A 20,132-nucleotide genomic window follows, 5' to 3' on the forward strand; every position below is an offset into this window, starting at 1 on the left:
TGGTGTGTTCGAAAATGTGAGGTTTATCGAAGAAAAACGGCTGAATGGCGTTTTTTGCGCGTTATCTGCCGTTTTCTGCCTTGCCCTCGGCGCTCGGGTCTACGATTCTTCAAGAACAACGACAACACCCGAGAAGCCACCATGAAAACCGTCGCCCAACTGCTCAAGTTGAAAGATCAGAAAAATCAGGAAGTGCACCAGATCAAACCCGATCACATGGTGCTCGAAGCACTGATGAAGATGGCCGAGAAGAACGTCGGTGCCTTGCTGGTGGTAGAGAATGACGAAGTGCTGGGCATCATCAGTGAACGTGATTACGCACGCAAACTGGTGCTGCATGGCCGCTCTTCCGTGGGCACGCCGGTGCGCGACATCATGGTGTCGCCAGTCATCACCGTAGACACCCATCAAACCGTCGATACGTGCCTGGGCATCATGTCCGACAGGCGCCTGCGCCACCTGCCGGTGGTGGAGAACGGCAAGTTGATCGGCTTGCTGTCGATCGGCGACCTGGTCAAGGAAGCGATTGCGGAGCAGGCAGAACTGATCCACCAGCTGGAGCAGTACATTCGCGGCGAGTAATGCGAGCCCTGTAGGAGCCGGCTTGCCGGCGATAGCGTCCTATCAGACGATAAATGTGTCGCCTGACCCACCGCCATCGCCGGCAAGCCGGCTCCTACAGGGATCAGTGATATTCAAACGGGCCAATGCCGCGCAAAGACCGGTGCCAACGTCGGATGCCGGTCGATTCGCTCAAGCCAGGCGGAAAAACCGGGCCGGGCACTGCGCAAATGCTCCCGGGTGCCCGCCCACCGCGAGATCACCGCCGCCAATACATCCAGCGCACCGGGCGTCTCATCGCCCAGGTACAACTCGCCCGAGAACTGATCGGCAAACACCTCCCAACTCCAGTGCAACCGCTCGCGAGCGCCGGCCATGAGGTTGTCACGCGAGGGTTTGTCCGCCACGAGCAACCAGCGCTCGGGGTAATCGATGATGCCGATCGCCGCATAACAATTGGTGACGATGTACACCAGCCCCCGGATCGCCTGATCGCGCTCGGCGGCATCTTTCGGCAGCAGTTTCGACTTGGGAAACGTCAACCCGAGATGAATCAAGATCGCCGCACTTTCGGTGAGAACGCTGCCGTCAGGCAGTTGCAGGGTCGGAATCTGCTTCAGCGGGTTGATCTTCTCCAACGCGTGGGCCGCCTCGGTGGATAACTCGACGTCGATGAAGCGGTAAGGAATCTCGCACAGCTCCAACGCAGCTTCGATGGCGGCGGCGCCGGAGTTCTGGTGTCCGTATAGCTGATACATATCGCGCTCCTGGCGAGACGAACAGGTAGTCGGTAGACGAGCGGGCAAAGGTCACGTTCCCTGCCATCTGGCGGATCGATGCAGGTAAGATGCGCGACCCCGGGGCACTCTTCCAATACCCCCGCAGCACACTTCAAGGAAAGAACATGCGCCAACAGGATGGCCAACGCGCCGCACTTTTTCGTACCGTCGGTTTCATTCTGGCCTGCCTGGCGCTAAGTGCCTGCTCGCCAAGCGACCACTCGTCATCGGCCAGTCTAGCCGGTGAACAAGGGCGTGGCGGGGCCATGCTCGCCTATGAACACGAATTGCAGCTGTTGCTACCCCAGGCGGAAATCGCCCCGCGCTTGCAGGCCACACGTGAGGCGTGCGAAACCGCACGCTTCGGCGCCTGCAACGTCTTGCGCATCGAGCAAGGCGCCGGCCGCGCCGACATCACCCTGCGCATTGCCCCTGCCGGCGTCGAGCCGTTGGTGGCGATGGCCGCCGAGGGTGGCGAACTGGGTCAGCGGATCACCAGCGCCGAAGACCTCGCCGATGCCGTGGACGACACCCGCCGACGCCAGGAACGACTCAAGGCTCAGCAGCAACGCCTGGATGAACTGGCGACCCGCAAAGACATCAGCGTCACCGATCTGATCACCCTGAGCAAAGAGCAGGCCGGGATCGAAAACGATCTGCAAGCCCTGGCGCAGATTGCCGCCGGGCACCAGCGGCGTCTGGACACCAATCGGGTCACCTTATCGTTCCTGCCGACCGGCGCCAGCAGTCGCTCGTCGCACTTGAGCCAGGCGTTCAGCAACTTGCTCGACAACCTGGCCGAAGGCGCCGCCGATGCACTGGAAAAAACCAGTTACGCCCTGCCCTTCCTGATCCTCGCGTTCCCGCTGTTCATGCTGTGGGTCTGGTTGTGGCGCAAGTTCGTTCGGCGTCGGACCTGAGCCGGGCGTCAACCGCGCTCCGCCTGCCGACAACTGAACCATCACGCCTACGCACGGGGATTCAGCTGTTCCATCACTGCCGTCGATGTTCACCATCACGTCAATGAAGTTCTCATAAAAATTGTGCGGCGTACCATCAGCTCCATACCAAACAACTACACCCCGGAGCACACCACCATGAAACGCCAACTCTTCCTCAGCATCGCTTTCTCGGTTTTTGCAGTTAACGCTTTTGCCGCTTCGTCCGCTCACCCGGTTGTCGCTGAAGGCGGCTCGGATCGGTTGATTGAAAGCCGTGTGGCTGAGGGTGGTTCGGATCGTTTGATTGAAAATCGTGTGGCCGAAGGTGGTTCGGATCGTCTGATCGAAAACCGCGTTGCCGAAGGTGGTTCGGATCGTCTGATCGAAAACCGCGTCGCCGAAGGTGGCTCCGATCGCCTGATCGAAAACCGCGTCGCCGAAGGTGGTTCCGACCGTCTGATCGAAAACCGCGTCGCCGAAGGTGGTTCCGACCGTCTGATCGAAAACCGCGTCGCCGAAGGTGGCTCTGACCGTCTGATCGAAAACCGCGTTGCCGAAGGTGGTTCCGACCGTCTGATCGAAAGCCGCGCTGTATGAATGAATGGTTTTGCAGCAACACTCGACAAAAAACCCGGCCTTACCCGCCGGGTTTTTTTATGCATTTTTTGAGACCGGTCACTTCCCCGCCAGCGCCATGCAGCGCTGATAACGCTCGTCGACCCGCTTGGCAAACCAAGCCGTGGTGAGTTTTCGGGTGATTTTCGGGCTCTGCAACGCAATCCCCGGCAATACCGCTCGCGGCAATGAACGGCCTTCGGCCTTCTCGGCCAATTCGAAAACCCGCTGATACAACGTGCTGTCCTCGAACTCGAGGCTTTTGCCCTTCTCCAGTTGATCCCGAATCGTCGGATTGCGCATGCCCAGTTGCTTGCCGAGGGTGCGCACGGCCAGTTCCGTAGTGCCGGGCATGATCGAGTCGTAGCGCACCAGATCACCGTCCAGCGCCAGAGGAATCCCCGAAGCACGGCTCACCGCGTTCTGAAACGCGGCGTTTCGACTGGCGTACCAACCGGCGTTGAAATCGGCGAAGCGGTACAGCGGCTGCTTGTAGCTCACCGGATAACCGAGCAAGTGGGCGATGCCGAAATACATACCGCCGCGACGGCTGAACACTTCATGCCGAATCGAGCCGTCCACCGGGTACGGATAACCCCGCGCCTGTTGCTCGGCGAAGTCGATGCTGACCTGCATCGGCCCACCGGTGTGCACCGGATTGAAACCACCGAACAGCGTGCGGCCCATGGGCACCCTGCCGATGAAATCATCGAAGATCGCGCTCAATTCCTTTTCACTTCGCGCAGCATTCAATCGGTCGCTGTAGCTTTTGCCGGTGCTGGAACGTATTTGCAGCGCACCACTCACCAGCAGGCCGGGGATGTGGGCTTTGGCGGCACGGCGGTCGATTTCCTCTCGGGCGATCTTGCCCAGGCCCGGCACCGGCGGGTCCGACTGAAAGGTCGACTCCTGCTCGGTGACTGCCAGCACGGAACACAGATTTTGTGTCGAGGGATAAATGTTCTGCGCAGCAAACGCCGCGTAGATGTCCGTGGCCCAGCCTTGGCGATCAACGGTTTTCGCCGGCAGCAGGCGCACGATCTCGGCCTTGACCTCCTTGGGTATGCGGGCCGGGGCTTCCTGGGTGCGCTGAGTCCCGCAACCGGCCAGCACCAACAGCGCCGCGACGCTCGTGATCAATCGATTGGCTTGCATGGCGCTCCATCAGATCCGTTGAACCGGGTTAACCATACGATCAATCGCATGGCGCAGGCTATGACTGTGCCGGCGACACACTGTTCCCTGCACAGACACACTGAACGGTGGGAGCCGGCTTGCTGGCGATGGGAGCACAGAGGTGCATCAGGACGACCGCGTTATCGTTCATCGCCAGCAAGCTGGCTCCTACAGGGTCTTCTTCCGTTGGGCGGGCTGTCTGACGGCCCTCTTCGGCTGGACCATACTTGAGCCAAGACGCCAGGGGAGAACAGGCGCATGAACCGTAGCGACGTATTGATCATCGGCGCCGGTCCCACCGGTCTGGTGCTCGCGCTGTGGCTGAGCAAGCTGGGGATCCGCGTGCGGATTATCGACAAGACCTCGGCCCCCGGCACCACTTCACGGGCGTTGGCCGTACAGGCGCGCACACTGGAACTGTATCGCCAGCTCGACCTCAACGAAGCCGTGATACACAAAGGGCATCGCGTGGCGGCGGCCAACTTCTGGGTCAAGGGCGAACCCGTGGCGCGCTTGCCGTTGGGCCGGATTGGCGAGGGCCTGACGCCCTACGCGTTCCTGGAAATTTTCCCCCAGGACGAGCATGAACAATTGCTGATTGAACGCCTGGAAACCTTTGGCATACGGGTCGAGCGCAACACCGAGCTGGAGAGTTTCGAAGAAACCGGCGATGGCATCACCGCGCGGCTGCGCCTGCCCGATGGTCAAGAGGAAACCTGTCAAGCCTGTTACCTCGCCGGTTGCGACGGTGCCCGCTCGCGCGTGCGCAAAACCCTCGATACCGGATTTCCCGGCGGCACCTACCAGCAGATTTTCTACGTGGCCGACGTGCAGGCCAGCGGGCCGGCGCTCAATGGCGAGCTGCACCTGGACCTCGATGAAGCGGACTTTCTCGCGGTGTTTCCCCTCGCCGGCGAAGGTCGCGCGCGATTGATCGGCACCGTTCGCGACGAACGCGCCGAGCACGTGGAAACCCTGCGATTCGAAGACGTCAGCACCCGCGCCATCGAACACTTGAAAGTACTGATCGAGCAGGTGAACTGGTTCTCGACCTACCGTGTGCATCATCGGGTGGCCGATCACTTTCGCAGCGGTCGCGCCTTTCTATTGGGCGACGCGGCCCATGTCCACAGCCCGGCGGGCGGCCAGGGCATGAACACCGGCATCGGCGATGCCATCAACCTCGCCTGGAAACTCGCGGCCGTGTTGAGCGGCGGTGCTGCCCCGCATCTGCTCGACACGTATGAAACCGAGCGCATCGCCTTTGCCCGCAAACTGGTCGCCACCACCGACCGGGTTTTCAGTTTTGTCACCGCCGAAGGACGCATGGCGGATTTGTTGCGTACCCGTCTGGCGCCGTTCCTGCTGCCGAAAATGGCTTCGTTCGAGGCCTCCCGGGAATTCCTGTTTCGTACGGTGTCGCAGATCACCCTCAATTATCGTGGAATGCCATTGAGCACCGGCGTCGCCGGGCACGTTCACGGAGGTGACCGCTTGCCGTGGGCACATGATGGTGAAGGGGATAACTTCGGGCCGCTGAAGTGCCCGAACTGGCAGGTGCATGTGTACGGCGACACCAGCGACGAAATGATTGCCTGGTGCAATGAACATCACTTGCCGTTGCATGTGTTTGACTGGCGACCGGCATTTGAAACATCAGGTCTTGGGCGCAACGGGTTTTATTTGTTGCGGCCGGATACCTACGTGGCGGTGGCCGAGTCGTGCTCGGATCCGAAGGTGATCGAACGGTACTTCCGGGATCGCGGGATACGGCCGTATTTTGGGGCCTGAGCGCGCCGCAAATCCTGTAGGAGCAAGCTTGTTCGCGATGAGGCCGGCCCCTCCAGCGTCTCGGGTGACTGGCCCACCGCTTCGCCAGCAAGCTGGCTCCTACAGATTTTGTGTGTTTTTTTAAATTCCGGCCAGGGCCAGGTCCATCGCGAAGTAGGTGAAGATCAAATCCGCCCCCGCCCGTTTGATCGCGCCGAGACTCTCGCGCACCACACGGTCCTCATCGATGGCCCCGGCCTGTGCGCCGAACTTGATCATCGCGTACTCGCCGCTCACCTGATACGCCGACAGCGGCAGGCGCGAAACCTCGCGAATGTCGCGGATGATGTCCAGGTACGCGCCGGCCGGCTTGACCATCAGCGCGTCGGCACCTTCCTGCTCGTCCATCAGCGATTCACGCACCGCTTCGCGGCGGTTCATCGGGTTCATTTGATAGCTTTTGCGGTCGCCCTTGAGTGCGCTGCCGCCGGCTTCGCGGAACGGGCCGTAGAGCGCCGAGGCGAATTTTGTCGAATAGGCCATGATCGCGGTCTGGGTGAAACCGGCGTCATCCAGCGCCCGGCGAATCGCCTGGACCTGCCCGTCCATGGCCGCCGACGGCGCGATCACATCGGCACCGGCACGGGCTGCCGCGACGGCTTGTTTGCCGAGGTTGATCAGGGTCTGGTCGTTATCGACCTCGTGGTTGTGCAACACGCCGCAGTGACCGTGGTCGGTGTATTCGCAGAAGCAGGTGTCGGACATCACGATCATCTCCGGCACCGCGTCCTTGGCGATGCGCGCCATGCGCGAGACCAGGCCATTGTCGCTCCAGGTGTCGCTGCCGCTGCTGTCCAGATGATGGGACACGCCGAAGGTCATCACCGACTTGATCCCCGCACGGGCATAGCGCTCGATCTCGCCGGCCAGTTTCGATTCCGGAATCCGCATCACACCGGGCATGCTTTTGATCGGCACGAAGTCGTCGATTTCTTCCTCGACGAAAATCGGCAGTACCAGATCGTTCAAGCTGAATTCGGTTTCCTGGAACAGGCTGCGCAGGCTCGCATTGCGGCGCAGACGGCGTGGACGTGCTTCGGGGAACTGGCTGGACATGGGTTTTCCTGAAAAATCGGGGGACGAGACGAAAGTCGTAAGGGGGCGAAAGCTTATGCCCAGTTCGCCGCCGGGCACAAACCTCAGCGGAGTAAAAACCGTTACCGCTGCAGCAACAATCACCACATCCACCATAAAACCCTGTGGGAGCGAGACCGGCTTGCCGGCGATGGTGTATCAGCTACATTGATGGTGACTGACACTCCATCGCGAGCAGGCTCGCTCCCACAGGTTTACAGCGTCAGGGTTCCGGAGATACAGGTCACCACGGAACCACCAATCCAGATCTCATCGCCCACCTGATCGACCTGAATGCGCCCGGCCCGTCCCATGGTCAAGCCCTGACTCACCACATAAGACGCCGGCGCCAGCCCTTCGCTGAGCAGCCATTGGGCGATGCCGGCATTCAGGCTGCCGGTGGCGGGATCTTCCGGCATGCCGTCGCCGGAAATGAACGCCCGCACTTCGAACTGTGCGTCATCGCCGTCACGCTCTGGATGCCACGGCGCAATCACGCCGACCGCGAGGCCAAGCATCTGCGAATGGTCCGGCTGAAGATCCAGCACCTGCTGGCGATCCTCGACCATCACCGCCAGCCAACCCGCGCCGTTATCGACCCACTGCGCCCGCACGATGGCGCCCGGTTCCAATCGGAGCCCGCGTCGTACCCGCTCCACCAGCTCCGCCTGCACCGGCCCGGTCTTGAGCAGTGGCGGTGCGAGAAAGGCCAGTTCCGCGCCTTGCCGGCGCACCCGCACCAGGCCCACGCCGCATTCCTGAATGATCTCCTCGCCCTTGGGCACGCCACCGGCTTCGAGCCAGGCATGGCAGGTGCCGAGGGTCGGGTGACCGGCGAATGGCAATTCGTTCAGGGTAGTGAAAATCCGCACCCGGTAATCGGCCCGAGGGTCCTGCGGCGCGAGGATGAACGTGGTTTCACTGAGATTGGTCCAGGTGGCGAACGCCGCCATGCGCTCATCGCTGAGCTCATCGGCGCCGAACACCACGGCCAACGGATTGCCCTTGAGCGCAACGCGGCTGAAGACATCTACTTGCTTGAAATCGAATGCGTGCATGGCCTGCCTTGGTCTTGGTGGATTCGAAAGGTCTTACTTGGGAATTTCCAGCCCGCGCATCACCGCCGGCCGCGCCAGGAAGCGCTCCAGCACCCGCGTCACGTTCGGGAAATCCTTGATGCCCACCAGATCGCCCGCCTCATAGAAGCCGATCAGGTTGCGCACCCACGGGAATGTCGCGATGTCGGCGATGGTGTAGCGCTCGCCCATGATCCAGTCACGCCCCTGCAAACGTCCATCAAGGACTTTTAACAAACGTTTACTTTCCTCGACATAACGATCCCGAGGGCGTTTGTCTTCGTAGTCCTTGCCGGCGAATTTGTTAAAAAAACCGAGCTGGCCGAACATCGGCCCGATACCACCCATCTGAAACATCAACCACTGGATCGTCTCGTAACGCGCAGCCGATTCCTGGGCCAGCAACTGCCCGCTCTTGTCGGCGAGGTAAATCAGAATCGCCCCGGACTCGAACAACGGCAGCGGCAGGTCGTCCGGCCCGTGGGGGTCGAGGATCGCCGGGATCTTGTTGTTGGGGTTCAGCGACAGAAACTCGGGCGACAGCTGGTCGCTGGTGTCGAAGCCCACGCGATGCGGCTCGTAGGGCAGGCCGATCTCTTCGAGCATGATCGACACCTTGACGCCGTTGGGGGTCGGCAACGAGTACAGCTGAATCCACTCAGGGTATTGGGCTGGCCATTTTTGAGTGATAGGGAAAGCAGACAGATCGGTCATCGCATGGATCCACGAAGAGATTGAGAGGCACGATCATAGTGTGAGTGGCCGCAGGCTGCGACGTACGGCGTATCGATATTGATGATTACCAAGATCAATGGATTGCAGTCTTCTCCTGCGACCGCCCCGTGTACTGTGTCCATAAATCCGCAACATCCTGTCGATAACCTCTGCTCCAACCCGTTCATGGTTATCGGTACATTGCTGCGCATGCCGCCGGAATCGAACCAAACGGGCCTCAGTGGACTCTGAGTGTTGCCCTTTCGGAAACGGACCGGATCATCGACATGGAAAACACCCGACGCTGGGAGCGCGTGGTGTAAAGGTTTGTCAGCCTTAACCGAATGCGCTGAAGAACCCTTATTCCATGATGAACCTTATGAAATTGGTCCAACGCTTCAAACATCGCGCTTATATTGTGCTGCCCTCCCTGCTGGCAATCAGTGCGCTGTTCCTGTCGCTGGAAGTCCGTGAAAGCCGCGCCCAGCCGGCTGACGGCACCCAGACGCTGGTCTTCCTGCGCCACGCGGAAAAACCCGCCGGCGGCCTCGGCCAGCTCAATTGCCAGGGCCTGAACCGCGCCATCGACCTGGCCACCCTGCTCCCGGAAAAATTCGGCAAGGCCAACTACGTGTTTGCAGCCAACCCGACGCGCAATGTCGAGGAAGGCGAGCTGGATAATTCCTACAGCTACATTCGCCCCCTGATGACCATCAGCCCCAGCGCCATCAAGCTCGGCTTGCCGGTGAACATCAACTTCTCGGCCAATGACACCAGTGACCTGGCCGACGAACTGCTGCACGACAAGTACCACAACTCGGTGATCTACACCGCGTGGTCCCACGGCTATCTGCCCGAGCTGATCAACAAGGTCGCCGGCGAAGCGGTCGGCAAGAAACAGAACATCACCGATGACTGGGAGTCCAGCGACTACGACTCGCTGTATGTACTCACCCTGACCTGGCACAACGGCAAGGCCAGTCTGCAGAGCCACAGCTACAAGCAAGGCCTGGATAACGGCCGGGAAACCTGCCCGACATAAGGGCGACCTGTAGGAGCCAGCTTGCTGGCGATGCAGACGCCGCGGTGTTTCGGGAGCACCGCGTTATCGTTCATCGCCAGCAAGCTGGCTCCTACAAGGTTGGGGGTTATGGCAGCAGGATGACTTTGTCGCCACTACCCTGATTCACTTCGGCATAACGTTCCAGCCCTTCGGCCAGTGGCGATTCGAACAACCCTTGCGGCAACGGCAACAGGTCCTGGTCGAAGAACCGGCCGAACTGATCGAGCATCGCCGCGCACGCTTGCACGCCGTACAGCAACGAGTTGATCCCCACCACCGAACCGCCCTTGCGATACAGCGCCAGGGCCGGCAATTGCACCTGGCCATCCACCGGCGCGGCGATGATCGCTATGCGACCGAACGCGGCCAGCGCGGGGACGGAGGCCGGTAGCCAGAACCCGGTGGTGTCAAAAATCACGTCGGCGCCGCCGGTGTAGACCGCATTCACCTGCGCGCCCAAGTCCTCGGGTTTATCCAGCTGCAACGTCTGATACCCCTGGGCCTGCAAGTCCTTGACCTGCTCCGGCCGACGCGCCGCCGCCAGCACCTGGGCGCCACGCACCTTGGCCAGCGCCAGCGCAGCACTGCCGACCGCCCCGCCACCGATCACCAATAACCGCGTTTGTGCGTTCACCAGGCTGCGCTCCAGCGCATCCCACGCCGTGGTGTAAGGCACGCCGAGGCTGGCGGCCTGGGCAAAACTCAGGTGCGTCGGTTTGCGCGCCACGCCGTTGGCCGGCAGCTTGACGAATTGCGCATGGGAACCGTCGGCGAAAAAGCCCAGCTCACGGCCGGTGCCCCACACTTCCTGACCGATCAGCGCGTGCGGGCCTTCGACGACTACACCCGCAAAATCACGCCCGGGAATGCGCGGCAACGTGGTGTAGGGAAAACGCCCCAGCACATTCTTCACATCGCTGGGATTGAGGCCGGCGGCCTTGATTTGCACCAGCACTTCATCGGCGCCGGGCACGGGGGTCGGAACCTCGACATAGCGCAGGGCCGAAAGGTCGCCGGTTTTGTCGAACTGCAATGCTTTCATGGGAGTGTCCATCCAACAGGGGAAAGGGAATTCAGGAGATCCAGCCAGTGACCAGTTGCCGCCCCATGGGCCACAATTTTTCACCGGCGAGCATGCCCAGCAGGCCCACCAGCGCGATGGCCGGTGGTGCGGGGGAACGAAAATCCAGCGCGCCGTAAAGCAAACCGACGCCCAGACCGATGACCAACGAGATGAGGTAGCTCATGGCAGACTCCGTGGGCAATTGAGGGATGCCCAAAGTCTAAAGGCCGGCATCCGCGAGCATCGGCCAAGTGCTTCTGAATTCCGGCCAAACCACCCGCAGTAACTTGTAGGAGCTAGCTTGCTGGCGATAGCTGACGTGAGGGCGATGCAAAATTTGAGGATGCTATCGCCAGCAAGCTGGCTCCTACAGGTTCGTGCAGAACTGCGAGGGCGCGACACCCAGTTCCCGACGGAACATGTCGCTGAAGCTGCTCGGCGAGTAGCCCAGCTCCCGGGCAATCGCACTGACCGGCGCCCCCTGGATCAGCTCCGCGACTGCAGTCGCCAGTTGCACTTGTCGCCGCCACTCGGCGAAGCCCATGCCCAGACCGTCCTTGAACAGCCGCGCCAGGGTGCGCACGCTGGCCCCGGCGTTTTGCGCGTGTTGTTCGAAGGAAACGTCCAGCGATGGCGCGGCCATGACGGCCTGACACAGGTTCATCAGGCGCCGGTCGGAATCATCCGGCAACGGGATTTTCAGCAGCGAACGCCTGGCTCGCCGCAGTTCCAGCAGTGCCAGCCCGACCAGCGCTTCGTAATACTCCGGCGCGCCGTCGTCGCCCTGCTCCACCAGCCCGACGATGAGTTCACGCAGCAACCCGCCCACTTCGATCACCTGGACCGTGTCGTCCAGCGTCGCCGCCAATGCCGGACGCAGGTAGATGTTGCGCATCTGCAGGTCCGAGACCACGCGAATGCCGTGAGGCACGCCCGGCGGCAACCACACCGCCCGTTGCGGCGGCACCACCAGCGCCTCATGCGGCGTTTCGACCCACATCACCCCGCTCATCGCATACAACAACTGGCCCCAGACATGCTCGTGGGGCTCGATGAACAGCCCGCGCGGATAGGTGCGCGCCAGCGGTTGCACGGGCACATCGGTGTCACTCAGGTCGGGGGGCGCGGCAAGGGCCATGGTCAGCATTCATCGGGGATTTTCAGAAAATCCATGGTAACCAGCCGCAGGCCTTGTCGCCACTGGCTGCAGCCGTCTGACAATCCGAATGAATTTTCCGTACCGCCGACGATCCTTCTATTACTACAGGGAGGAATACGGGCTTTATGAATAACGCAAAACTTTTCGTCATTGAATACACCCTTCATGGCGTCCCAAAGTCTTTCATCATTCGCCTGGACAAAATGGACAATGCGCAGGCTTGGCATTGGGCGAGTTGCGACGCCGGCGTGGGCCGGATCCCGCGCTTTGGAAGGGAGAAAGTGCAAAAGACCAGCAAGCCGATGGCGGAAAAATTCGGCGTGGAAAATGTCACTTGGCGGCCAGCAAGCTAACCACTGTAGGAGCGAGCCTGCTCGCGATGGACGTTAACGATGACGCGCATCTTCTGCTCAAACGCGTCGCTCGTGAGTCCATCGCGAGCAGGCTCGCTCCTACAGTCAGTGTTGGGCGCACTTGCAGTCTTTGTGCACGCATTCTTCACCGTGTTCATGGTGTTTGGCGCAGGCTTCGCAGCAGTAGTGCTTGCCGTGACGTGCGATCGGATGCTGGCCCAGTTTGCAGTTGCAATTCTTGCAGTCGCATTTGCTTTCGCTATCGATCATGAGTCTGACTCCTGAGGTGGTGGTCGTCGGGGCTACAACCCGTCTCACCAGTGTAGAAGTTGCCACAGACGACGCAGCCCAAACCTGTAGGAGCGAGGCTTGCCCGCGAAGAACGATAACGCGATGTAACTGTTTAGATCGCGGCATCTGCTTCGCGGGCAAGCCTCGCTCCTACAGGAAAGCGAAAGCGGTCAGGCCTGGCGGGTATTGCTGCGATACATGAACACCAGCGCCAACCCGAGCAACACCATCGCCAGTATCCGGCTGCCGGACAGTTCGATCTGCGGGTTGCCCAGCCAGCCGAAGTTATCGATCAGCATCCCCATGCCCAACTGCCCGACGATCACCGCGACCGTCGCCACCGCCGTACCCACCCGTGGCACCGCCCCCACCATCACCATCATGTACACCACGCCGAACAGCGCGCCGCTGAGCTGCCATTTCGGCACGTCCAGCAGGCTCACGGCATGGGCCGGCTCGAAAAACAGGATCAGCAACCCGGTGCTCACCGCACCCACCACGAACGTCAACAAACTGCTGCGCAGCACACCGACCGTTTCGCCCAGACGCCCATTGATGGCGGCCTGAACACTCAACACCGCACCGGCAGCCACGACCACCGCCAACAAAATAATCAGATTCATCATTAACCCCGCGCAATCAGAACAAGTGCCGCCACAATCAGCAGCAAGGCCAGCCAACGTTCACCGTTGACCTTTTTACGAGTGGCGCCGAACCAGCCGAAGTGGTCGATCAGCACGCTTTTACCGACCTGCCCGGACAGGATCGCGATCATCGTCATCGCAATGCCGATGTACGGCGTGGCCAGGGTCAGCACCACCACGTAGATCGGCCCGAGAAAACCGCCGATCAACTGCCAGCGCGGCAGGTCGCTGAAGGCCGGTCCCTTTTGCGGGCCGCTGAGCAACAGCAGGAAAAACAGGATCGCCGAGCCGACGCCGAAGATGCTCAACGTCGCCCACAAGTGACCGACCTGAACCCCCAGCGGCCCGAGCAGACCGGCCTCCACGGACAGGCCCATACCGGCCAGGATCACCAAAGGCAGCAGCAAAAGCCGCAACCCGGGTTTGGTTGCTGGTGTGACAGCGATATCGATTGAAGAAGATTGCATTGGGAACTCCTGTGTTATCGATCAACACGCGATCCCTGTAGGAGCCGGCTTGCCGGCGATGGCGTCCTCGAGATTGCTATCGCCGGCAAGCCGGCTCCTACACGGGATTTGTGTTGTCGGTGTGATTGGCGCGCATTATCGGCTGGCGCTGCTGTGCGATAAATGGGAGCATCCTGACAACACTTTTGCGTAACTCGCACAGCAGGATTCTTCATGCACGGCCTCCACGAATTGGGTTTCAAGGCACTTCGGCTGTTTGTCGCCGTACTCGACCACGGCAGCTTCTCTGAAGTCGCCCGCCGCGAGGGCCTGGCGCCGTCGTCGATTTCCCGGCAGATCCAGTTGATGGAACAGGCGCTGAGCCAGCAATTGCTTTACCGCCACACCCGCGCAGTCACGCCGACGGAAGCCGGACGCTTGCTCGGCGACCATGCGCGATTGGTGCTGGTGCAGTTGGAGGAAGCCGAACAGGCGTTGCAAGAACAACAAAGCGAGCCGAGCGGGCTGGTGCGGATCAACGCGCCGGTAGTGTTTGGCCAACGGCACCTGACGCCCTGGCTGGGGCAACTGTGCGAGCGTTACCCGAAATTGCAGCTGGATATCCAGCAGACCGACAGCTACGTCGCACCGTTACAGGAAGGTGCCGACCTGCTGTTTCGCATCGGCCCGCTGCACGATTCGAGCATGCAGGCGCGGATTTTGGCGCCTCAACGCTTTCAGGTGGCGGCGAGCCCGGCGTACTTGAAACGCCATGGCACACCGTTGCATCCCGAAGACCTCGCGGCGCATCAATGCCTGGCCTACAAAGGCGTGGCCGGCCAGCAACGCTGGTTTTTCCGCCAGGGTCAGCAGGACTGGAAGCCCTACTCGGTGAAGGGACCGATCACCGGCAACCACGCCGACACCCTCACACAGGCCGCCGAACAAGGCCTGGGCCTGGTGATGTTTCCGTCGTGGCTGATTGGTGAAGCGGTGCGCAACGGCACGCTGGTGCCGGTGCTGGGGGAGTATCAGGTGTCCAACAGCCTTGAGCCGCAACAGATCGCCGTGCTCTGGCCCGGGAGCCGACGGTTGTCGGTGAAGGTAAGGACGGTGATTGATTTCTATGTCGAATGCTTTGGGGCTGTGCCGTATTGGGACAGGCCGTAACATTGACAGCACAACCTGTAGGAGCCGGCTTGCCGGCGATGGCGGCGCGTCAGTCAACATTGATGGCGCCTGACACACCGCTATCGCCGGCAAGCCGGCTCCTACAAAGGGGTGTTGTGTCAGTCGACTTCAATGTTGGCTGACATGTCGCCATCGCCGGCAAGCCGGCTCCTACAAAGGGGTGTTGTGTCAGTCGACATCGATGTTGGCTGACATGCCGCCATCGCCGGCAAGCCGGCTCCTACAAGGTGTGGGGGTCAGATGCGGAACTGGCCGACCAGAGTGCCGAGGCGCTGGCCAAGATCAGCCAGGCTGCGGGACGTCTGGGCGCCGAGTTGGGTTTCGCCGGCCACGTTGTCCACGGCCACCGCGATCTGATGCACACTGCGGTTGATCTCTTCGGCCACGGCGGTCTGCTCCTCGGCGGCGCTGGCGATCTGCGCGTTCATCGAGTTGATGGTGCCGATCAGTTGAGCCATGGTGTCCAGCGAAGCACCCGCTTCGTTGGCCTGCATGGACGTGCCGTCGCCGGCCTCGCTGGAGCGGCGCATCGCTTCCACCGCCGACTGAGTGCCGGCCTGCAAGCGGTCGATCATGCCCTGGATTTCCTGGGTGCTGATTTGCGTGCGGCTGGCCAGCGCACGGACTTCGTCGGCCACCACCGCAAAACCGCGACCGGCCTCACCGGCACGGGCCGCTTCAATGGCGGCGTTGAGCGCCAACAGGTTGGTCTGCTCGGCAATCGAACGGATCACCCCGAGCACGCTGACAATCGATGACACATCCTTCTGCAGGCTGTCGAGGGACACGCCGCTGCTGCGAATATCGTCGACCAACGCATGGATCTTGACGATGCTGCCGGCCACCACACGCTTGGCCGTCTGACCTTCTTCGTCGGTCTGCTGCGCCGCCACTGCGGCGTTTTGTGCACTTTTCGCCACTTCTTGCGCGGCGGCCGACATTTCGTTGATCGCCGTGGCCACCTGATCGGTCTCGTGACGTTGACGCTCCATCGCCTGATCCGAACGCTGGGCCTGATCGGAGACCTGGTTCACCAGCCCGGTCAATTGCGAGGTCATTTCGGTGATCTGGCGCACCAGGCCGTGGATCTTGTCGACGAACCGGTTGAACGAGCCGGCGAGTTGGCCGAGTTCATCCTGGCTGGTGATGGTCAGGCGCCGGGTCAGGTCGCCCTCGCCCGCCGCGATGTCGTCGAGGTTGGCTTTCATCAGGTTCAGCGGACGCAGAATGGTGTTGGCCAGCAGCATGCCGGCGGCGGCAATCAGCAGCAGCACGACGGCGGCGATGCCGATGATGCTCAGCAACACGCCTTCCATCCGGTCTTGAACCTTGGCTTCGACCACGGCCACCTGCGCTTCGATACCGTCGAGGTTGACCGAGGTGCCGACCGCCATGTCCCACTTCGGCAGGTATTCGGTGTAGCCGAGTTTTGGTACCAGCACCTGAGTGTTGCCAGGCAATGGCGAGCTGTATTGCAGGTAGTGAGTGCCGTCTTTGGCGACTTTCACCAGATCGCGGTTGACGTAGACGCCGTTCGGGTCGCGGTTGTCCTTGAAGCTCTGGCCCACGCCTTCGGGGCTGTTGGCCTTGAACAGGCGCACGGTGTTGGAGTCGTAGCCGAAGAAGTAGCCGTCCTTGCCGTAGCTGATGCTCGACAGCAATTTGATCACCTGGGCCCGCGCCGCGTCATCGCCAGGGGCGGCGGCCTCGTAGAGCGGTTTGATCGCGGTCATGGCCACGGCGACGTAACTTTGCAGGGTAGCCTTGGCGTCGCTGAGCAGGCGCTGGCGCGTCTCCTCGACTTCCTTGCGGGCCTGTTCCTGCAGAACGAACAACGTGGTCAGGCTGATAACCAGCGCAAAGAGCAACACCGGGAGGACGGCAAGGGACAGGACTTTAGCCTTCAGGCTCATGCGCATGACGGTTCACTCTTTTGGTTTTATTGGCGTGGTTAAAGGCTTTAACGGCACGCGCAACCAAAAGTTGAATCAGTGGCCAATGCAATCCCCTCTGTGGGAGCGAGCCTGCTCGCGATGGAGTGTCAGTCGCCATCAATCTGGCTGACAGATCATCGCGAGCAGGCTCGCTCCCACAGGGGATCTTCGTTCAGAGAACCATCGCGGCCACCCAGCCGAACGCCAGCAGCGGCAGGTTGTAATGCAGGAAGGTCGGGACCACGGTGTCCCAGATGTGGTGGTGCTGACCGTCGATGTTCAGGCCGGAGGTCGGGCCGAGCGTCGAGTCGGAAGCAGGCGAACCGGCGTCACCCAGCGCGCCGGCGGTGCCGACGATGCAGACGATGGCGATCGGGCTGAACCCCAGTTGCACGCACAGCGGCACGAAAATCGCCGCCAGAATCGGCACGGTGGAAAACGACGAACCGATGCCCATGGTCACCAGCAGACCGACCAGCAACATCAGCAGCGCACCGATGCCTTTGCTATGGCCGATCCACGACGCCGACGCTTCAACCAGCGTCTGTACCTGACCGGTGGCTTTCATCACTTCGGCAAACCCCGAGGCGGCGATCATGATGAAACCGATCATCGCCATCATCTTCATGCCTTCGGTGAACAGGTCATCGGTGTCGCGCCACTTCACGATGCCCGACACCGAGAAGATCAAAAAGCCTGCCAGTGCACCGATAATCATCGAGTCCAGCAACAACTGAATAATGAACGCCGCCGCAATCGCCACACCCGCAACCATCAGGCTCAGCGGGTTGTACTGCACCGCGACCTGCTCGACCTGTTCGATCTTTTCCAGGTCGTAGACGCGCTTCTTGCGATAGCTGATAAAGGCTGCCGCAAGCCCCACCACCATGCCCAGCGCCGGAATGCCCATGGCATGGGTGACGTTGATGCCACTGATATCGACGCCGCTGCGGGCCACGTTGGCCAGCAGGATTTCATTGAGGAAGATGTTGCCGAAGCCCACTGGCAGGAACATGTACGGGGTGATCAGGCCGAAGGTCATGACGCAGGCGATCAACCGCCGATCCAGTTGCAGCTTGGTCAGCACATACAGCAGCGGCGGCACCAGCAACGGAATAAAAGCGATATGTATCGGCAGAATATTCTGTGAAGCGATGGCCACCACCCACAGCAGGCCGATCAGCAGCCACTTAACAGAACCGCCACCGTTGGCGTGCTGGCGGTCAACCATGGCCAGGGCTTTGTCGGCCAGCGCATGGGCCAGGCCGGACTTGGCGATCGCCACCGCGAAGGCGCCGAGCAAGGCATAAGACAAGGCCACCGTCGCCCCGCCGCCGAGGCCGCTGTTGAAGGCTTTCAAGGTGGCGTCGATGCCAAGGCCACCGGTCAAACCACCCACCAGCGCGCCGATAATCAGCGCGATCACCACGTGCACACGGGACAGGCTGAGAATCAGCATGATGCCGACCGCGGCAATTACAGCATTAATCATCGTTACCTCAAGGCAAGCGAAATGAGCCCGGCCGGCAGTCTGCGAAGAGCCGCCAGCGGGATAAGGAATGGGTTTTATTAGAGGGCGCGCACTGTGCCGGACCATCACCGCCTTGTCAAAGCCGCGAGACCCGAACGCAAGCTAGGCCCTCCCTTTCCAAAACGACATCGCCCCCTGTAGGAGCCGGCTTGCCGGCGATGGCGGTGGTTCAGTCCCCCCGTTATTGACTGGGCGGACGCCATCGCCAGCAAGCTGGCTCCTACAGGATTCGTGATAATGATTCCATTTCGTCGGACGGCGTAAAGAATGCGGATTTTCGGCCGTTACAGTGCAAAGTCTCAGATATTTATCGAATAAGGACGTCTCCATGTCGCTCAGACAACTTTCCATTCAATGGAAAATCACCCTGCTGGCCGGGCTTTGCCTCGCCGGTATCGTGACCTTGCTGGTAGGTCTTTCGCTGTATCGCATGGAGCACAGTTCCGAGCTGGTGAAAGCCTCGAGCATGGAGATGCTCACTGAAGCCGCCCAGGCCCGGATCGAGTCCCAGGGCGAAAACCAGGCGCTGAACATTCGCCAGCAGTTCATGGATGCCTATCAATATGGCCACGGCTTCTCGCGTCAGGTGTTGTTCCTGCGCGATCAGGCCGAAAAGCGCTTTCTCGATGCCTTCGACCTGCGTGAAGACCTGACCCGCCAGGTCAAGTCTGCGTTGCAAGCCAACCCGGAATTGCTCGGCCTGTCGCTGGTGTTCGAAGCCAATGCGCTGGACGGCAAGGATGAACTGTTTGCCGGCCAGGCTGAGCTGGGCAGCAACGACAAGGGCCGTTTCGCGCTGTACTGGTCGCAACCGACCCCCGGCAAGGTGACGTCGATGGCGCTGCCCGAAACTGACATGGCCGACACCAGCACCGGCCCCAGCGGCGAACCCGCCAACGCCTGGTTCACCTGCCCGCGCACCTCGCTCAAGCCCTGCGTGATCGAACCCTACTTCTATGTGATCGACGGCCAGAACGTGCTGATGACCAGCATCGTGTTCCCGCTGATGGTCAATGGCAAAGTCATCGCCTCGCTGTCGGTGGACATCAACCTCAACAGCCTGCAAGCGGTCAGCCAGGGCGCGAGCAAGAAGCTTTATGACGGCCAGACCAACGTCAGCATCATCAGCCCGGCCGGTTTGCTCGCCGGCTACAGCCCGGACGCCAGCAAACTCGCCCAGCGCCTGGACGCTGTGGATAAAACCAACGGCACCGAACTGATCCGCCTGCTCGCCGCCAGCAGCAAAACCGCCAGCCTGCACAGCAACCAGCAGTTGAAAGTGCTGTCGCCGTTCCAGCCGATCCCCGACGGCAAATCGTGGGGCGTGTTGCTCGATGTGCCGGAAAAAGTCCTGGTCGGCCCCGCCGAAACCCTGAAAAAACAACTCGATGAAAGCAACACCGCCGGCACACTGGTCGAACTCGGCCTCGGCGTGCTGGCCGCGTTGATCGGCCTGTTGCTGGTGTGGCTGATGGCGCGCAGCGTGACCAAACCGATCCTCGGCGTGGCGCACATGCTCGAAGACATCGCCAGCGGCGAAGGCGACCTGACCCGGCGTCTGGCCTACGACAAAAAGGATGAACTAGGCCAGTTGGCGGGCTGGTTCAACCGTTTCCTCGACAAGTTGCAGCCGATCATCGCCGAGGTGAAACGCTCGGTTCAGGACGCACGCAGCACGGCGGACCAGTCTT

The 20,132-nt window shown here is 61.1% G+C and carries 20 protein-coding genes and 2 pseudogenes; 8 read left to right on the forward strand and 14 right to left on the reverse strand.

Annotated elements, in window-relative coordinates; genetic code table 11:
* The first annotated feature begins 141 nt into the window (after positions 1–141).
* Positions 142–582: a CBS domain-containing protein gene (locus tag J4E42_RS22525; RefSeq protein ID WP_207286204.1), complete on the forward strand. Its 441-nt coding sequence runs from the start codon at positions 142–144 to the stop codon at positions 580–582.
* A 113-nt stretch (positions 583–695) separates the two neighbouring features.
* Here J4E42_RS22525 and J4E42_RS22530 read toward each other — a convergent pair whose 3' ends face one another.
* The gene (locus J4E42_RS22530; RefSeq protein WP_207286205.1) at positions 696–1,319 is read right to left on the reverse strand and encodes a glutathione S-transferase; all 624 of its coding nucleotides are present in this window, start codon (positions 1,317–1,319) and stop codon (positions 696–698) included.
* Positions 1,320–1,465: 146 nt separating this feature from the next.
* Here J4E42_RS22530 and J4E42_RS22535 point away from each other — a divergent pair, with 146 nt between their 5' ends.
* The gene (locus tag J4E42_RS22535) at positions 1,466–2,260 is read left to right on the forward strand and encodes a DUF4349 domain-containing protein (RefSeq protein ID WP_207286206.1); all 795 of its coding nucleotides are present in this window, start codon (positions 1,466–1,468) and stop codon (positions 2,258–2,260) included.
* 177 nt (positions 2,261–2,437) lie between these two features.
* Complete coding sequence (locus J4E42_RS22540; protein ID WP_145316151.1) at positions 2,438–2,878, forward strand: phage infection protein; 441 nt, start codon at positions 2,438–2,440, stop codon at positions 2,876–2,878.
* A gap of 78 nt (positions 2,879–2,956) precedes the next feature.
* On the opposite strand, the gene J4E42_RS22545 is transcribed toward J4E42_RS22540, so the two are convergent.
* The gene (locus J4E42_RS22545) at positions 2,957–4,051 is read right to left on the reverse strand and encodes a DUF1615 domain-containing protein (protein WP_207286207.1); all 1,095 of its coding nucleotides are present in this window, start codon (positions 4,049–4,051) and stop codon (positions 2,957–2,959) included.
* A 279-nt stretch (positions 4,052–4,330) separates the two neighbouring features.
* Here J4E42_RS22545 and J4E42_RS22550 point away from each other — a divergent pair, with 279 nt between their 5' ends.
* Entirely contained in the window at positions 4,331–5,863 is a 1,533-nt protein-coding gene (locus J4E42_RS22550) for an FAD-dependent oxidoreductase (protein WP_207286208.1), read from the forward strand.
* A gap of 120 nt (positions 5,864–5,983) precedes the next feature.
* On the opposite strand, the gene hemB is transcribed toward J4E42_RS22550, so the two are convergent.
* From hemB to J4E42_RS22565, 3 genes are all read right to left on the reverse strand, one after another.
* Positions 5,984–6,958 (reverse strand): porphobilinogen synthase, encoded by a 975-nt coding sequence (gene hemB, locus J4E42_RS22555; protein ID WP_008035185.1) that lies wholly within the window; start codon positions 6,956–6,958, stop codon positions 5,984–5,986.
* A 233-nt stretch (positions 6,959–7,191) separates the two neighbouring features.
* A complete protein-coding gene (locus J4E42_RS22560) occupies positions 7,192–8,034 on the reverse strand; it encodes a PhzF family phenazine biosynthesis protein (RefSeq protein ID WP_207286209.1) in 843 nt (280 codons plus the stop codon).
* Between the two features lie 33 nt (positions 8,035–8,067).
* Positions 8,068–8,766: a glutathione binding-like protein gene (locus tag J4E42_RS22565; protein WP_207286210.1), complete on the reverse strand. Its 699-nt coding sequence runs from the start codon at positions 8,764–8,766 to the stop codon at positions 8,068–8,070.
* 367 nt (positions 8,767–9,133) lie between these two features.
* On the opposite strand from J4E42_RS22565, the gene J4E42_RS22570 reads away from it, so the two are divergent.
* Positions 9,134–9,808: a hypothetical protein gene (locus J4E42_RS22570; RefSeq protein ID WP_008045195.1), complete on the forward strand. Its 675-nt coding sequence runs from the start codon at positions 9,134–9,136 to the stop codon at positions 9,806–9,808.
* 106 nt (positions 9,809–9,914) lie between these two features.
* On the opposite strand, the gene J4E42_RS22575 is transcribed toward J4E42_RS22570, so the two are convergent.
* From J4E42_RS22575 to J4E42_RS22585, 3 genes are all read right to left on the reverse strand, one after another.
* Complete coding sequence (locus J4E42_RS22575) at positions 9,915–10,871, reverse strand: zinc-binding alcohol dehydrogenase family protein (protein ID WP_207286211.1); 957 nt, start codon at positions 10,869–10,871, stop codon at positions 9,915–9,917.
* A gap of 31 nt (positions 10,872–10,902) precedes the next feature.
* Positions 10,903–11,076: a DUF1427 family protein gene (locus J4E42_RS22580; protein WP_008035179.1), complete on the reverse strand. Its 174-nt coding sequence runs from the start codon at positions 11,074–11,076 to the stop codon at positions 10,903–10,905.
* A 183-nt stretch (positions 11,077–11,259) separates the two neighbouring features.
* On the reverse strand, positions 11,260–12,030 hold the full coding sequence (locus J4E42_RS22585; RefSeq protein ID WP_032832904.1) for a helix-turn-helix domain-containing protein: 771 nt from the start codon (positions 12,028–12,030) through the stop codon (positions 11,260–11,262).
* A 146-nt stretch (positions 12,031–12,176) separates the two neighbouring features.
* On the opposite strand from J4E42_RS22585, the gene J4E42_RS22590 reads away from it, so the two are divergent.
* Positions 12,177–12,404: a DUF6555 family protein gene (locus tag J4E42_RS22590; protein ID WP_008035177.1), complete on the forward strand. Its 228-nt coding sequence runs from the start codon at positions 12,177–12,179 to the stop codon at positions 12,402–12,404.
* Positions 12,405–12,509: 105 nt separating this feature from the next.
* On the opposite strand, the gene J4E42_RS22595 is transcribed toward J4E42_RS22590, so the two are convergent.
* From J4E42_RS22595 to J4E42_RS22605, 3 genes are all read right to left on the reverse strand, one after another.
* Positions 12,510–12,674: a metallothionein gene (locus J4E42_RS22595; protein WP_207286212.1), complete on the reverse strand. Its 165-nt coding sequence runs from the start codon at positions 12,672–12,674 to the stop codon at positions 12,510–12,512.
* Between the two features lie 191 nt (positions 12,675–12,865).
* Positions 12,866–13,318 (reverse strand): DMT family transporter, encoded by a 453-nt coding sequence (locus tag J4E42_RS22600; protein WP_192419822.1) that lies wholly within the window; start codon positions 13,316–13,318, stop codon positions 12,866–12,868.
* 2 nt (positions 13,319–13,320) lie between these two features.
* Positions 13,321–13,806 (reverse strand): DMT family transporter, encoded by a 486-nt coding sequence (locus J4E42_RS22605; protein ID WP_008035174.1) that lies wholly within the window; start codon positions 13,804–13,806, stop codon positions 13,321–13,323.
* Between the two features lie 213 nt (positions 13,807–14,019).
* On the opposite strand from J4E42_RS22605, the gene J4E42_RS22610 reads away from it, so the two are divergent.
* Positions 14,020–14,955, forward strand: a complete 936-nt coding sequence (locus tag J4E42_RS22610) for a LysR family transcriptional regulator (protein WP_207286213.1) — start codon at positions 14,020–14,022, stop codon at positions 14,953–14,955.
* Positions 14,956–15,212: 257 nt separating this feature from the next.
* On the opposite strand, the gene J4E42_RS29775 is transcribed toward J4E42_RS22610, so the two are convergent.
* From J4E42_RS29775 to J4E42_RS22620, 3 genes and pseudogenes are all read right to left on the reverse strand, one after another.
* Positions 15,213–16,034 carry a methyl-accepting chemotaxis protein gene (locus J4E42_RS29775; protein WP_404943258.1) on the reverse strand — a complete coding sequence of 274 codons (822 nt, stop codon included), beginning with the start codon at positions 16,032–16,034 and terminating at the stop codon, positions 15,213–15,215.
* 84 nt (positions 16,035–16,118) lie between these two features.
* Positions 16,119–16,895: pseudogene (locus J4E42_RS29780) on the reverse strand (cache domain-containing protein); the annotation flags it as partial.
* A gap of 187 nt (positions 16,896–17,082) precedes the next feature.
* Positions 17,083–18,399, reverse strand: a complete 1,317-nt coding sequence (locus J4E42_RS22620; RefSeq protein WP_162130708.1) for a Na+/H+ antiporter family protein — start codon at positions 18,397–18,399, stop codon at positions 17,083–17,085.
* Positions 18,400–19,912: 1,513 nt separating this feature from the next.
* Between J4E42_RS22620 and J4E42_RS29785 the strand changes: the two are divergent.
* Positions 19,913–20,059, forward strand: a pseudogene (locus J4E42_RS29785) (HAMP domain-containing protein); the annotation flags it as partial.
* Positions 20,060–20,132: the final 73 nt, after the last annotated feature.

This window comes from Pseudomonas sp. FW300-N2A2, from assembly GCF_017351735.1.
In the GTDB taxonomy this organism is placed as follows: Bacteria; Pseudomonadota; Gammaproteobacteria; order Pseudomonadales; family Pseudomonadaceae; genus Aquipseudomonas; species Aquipseudomonas migulae.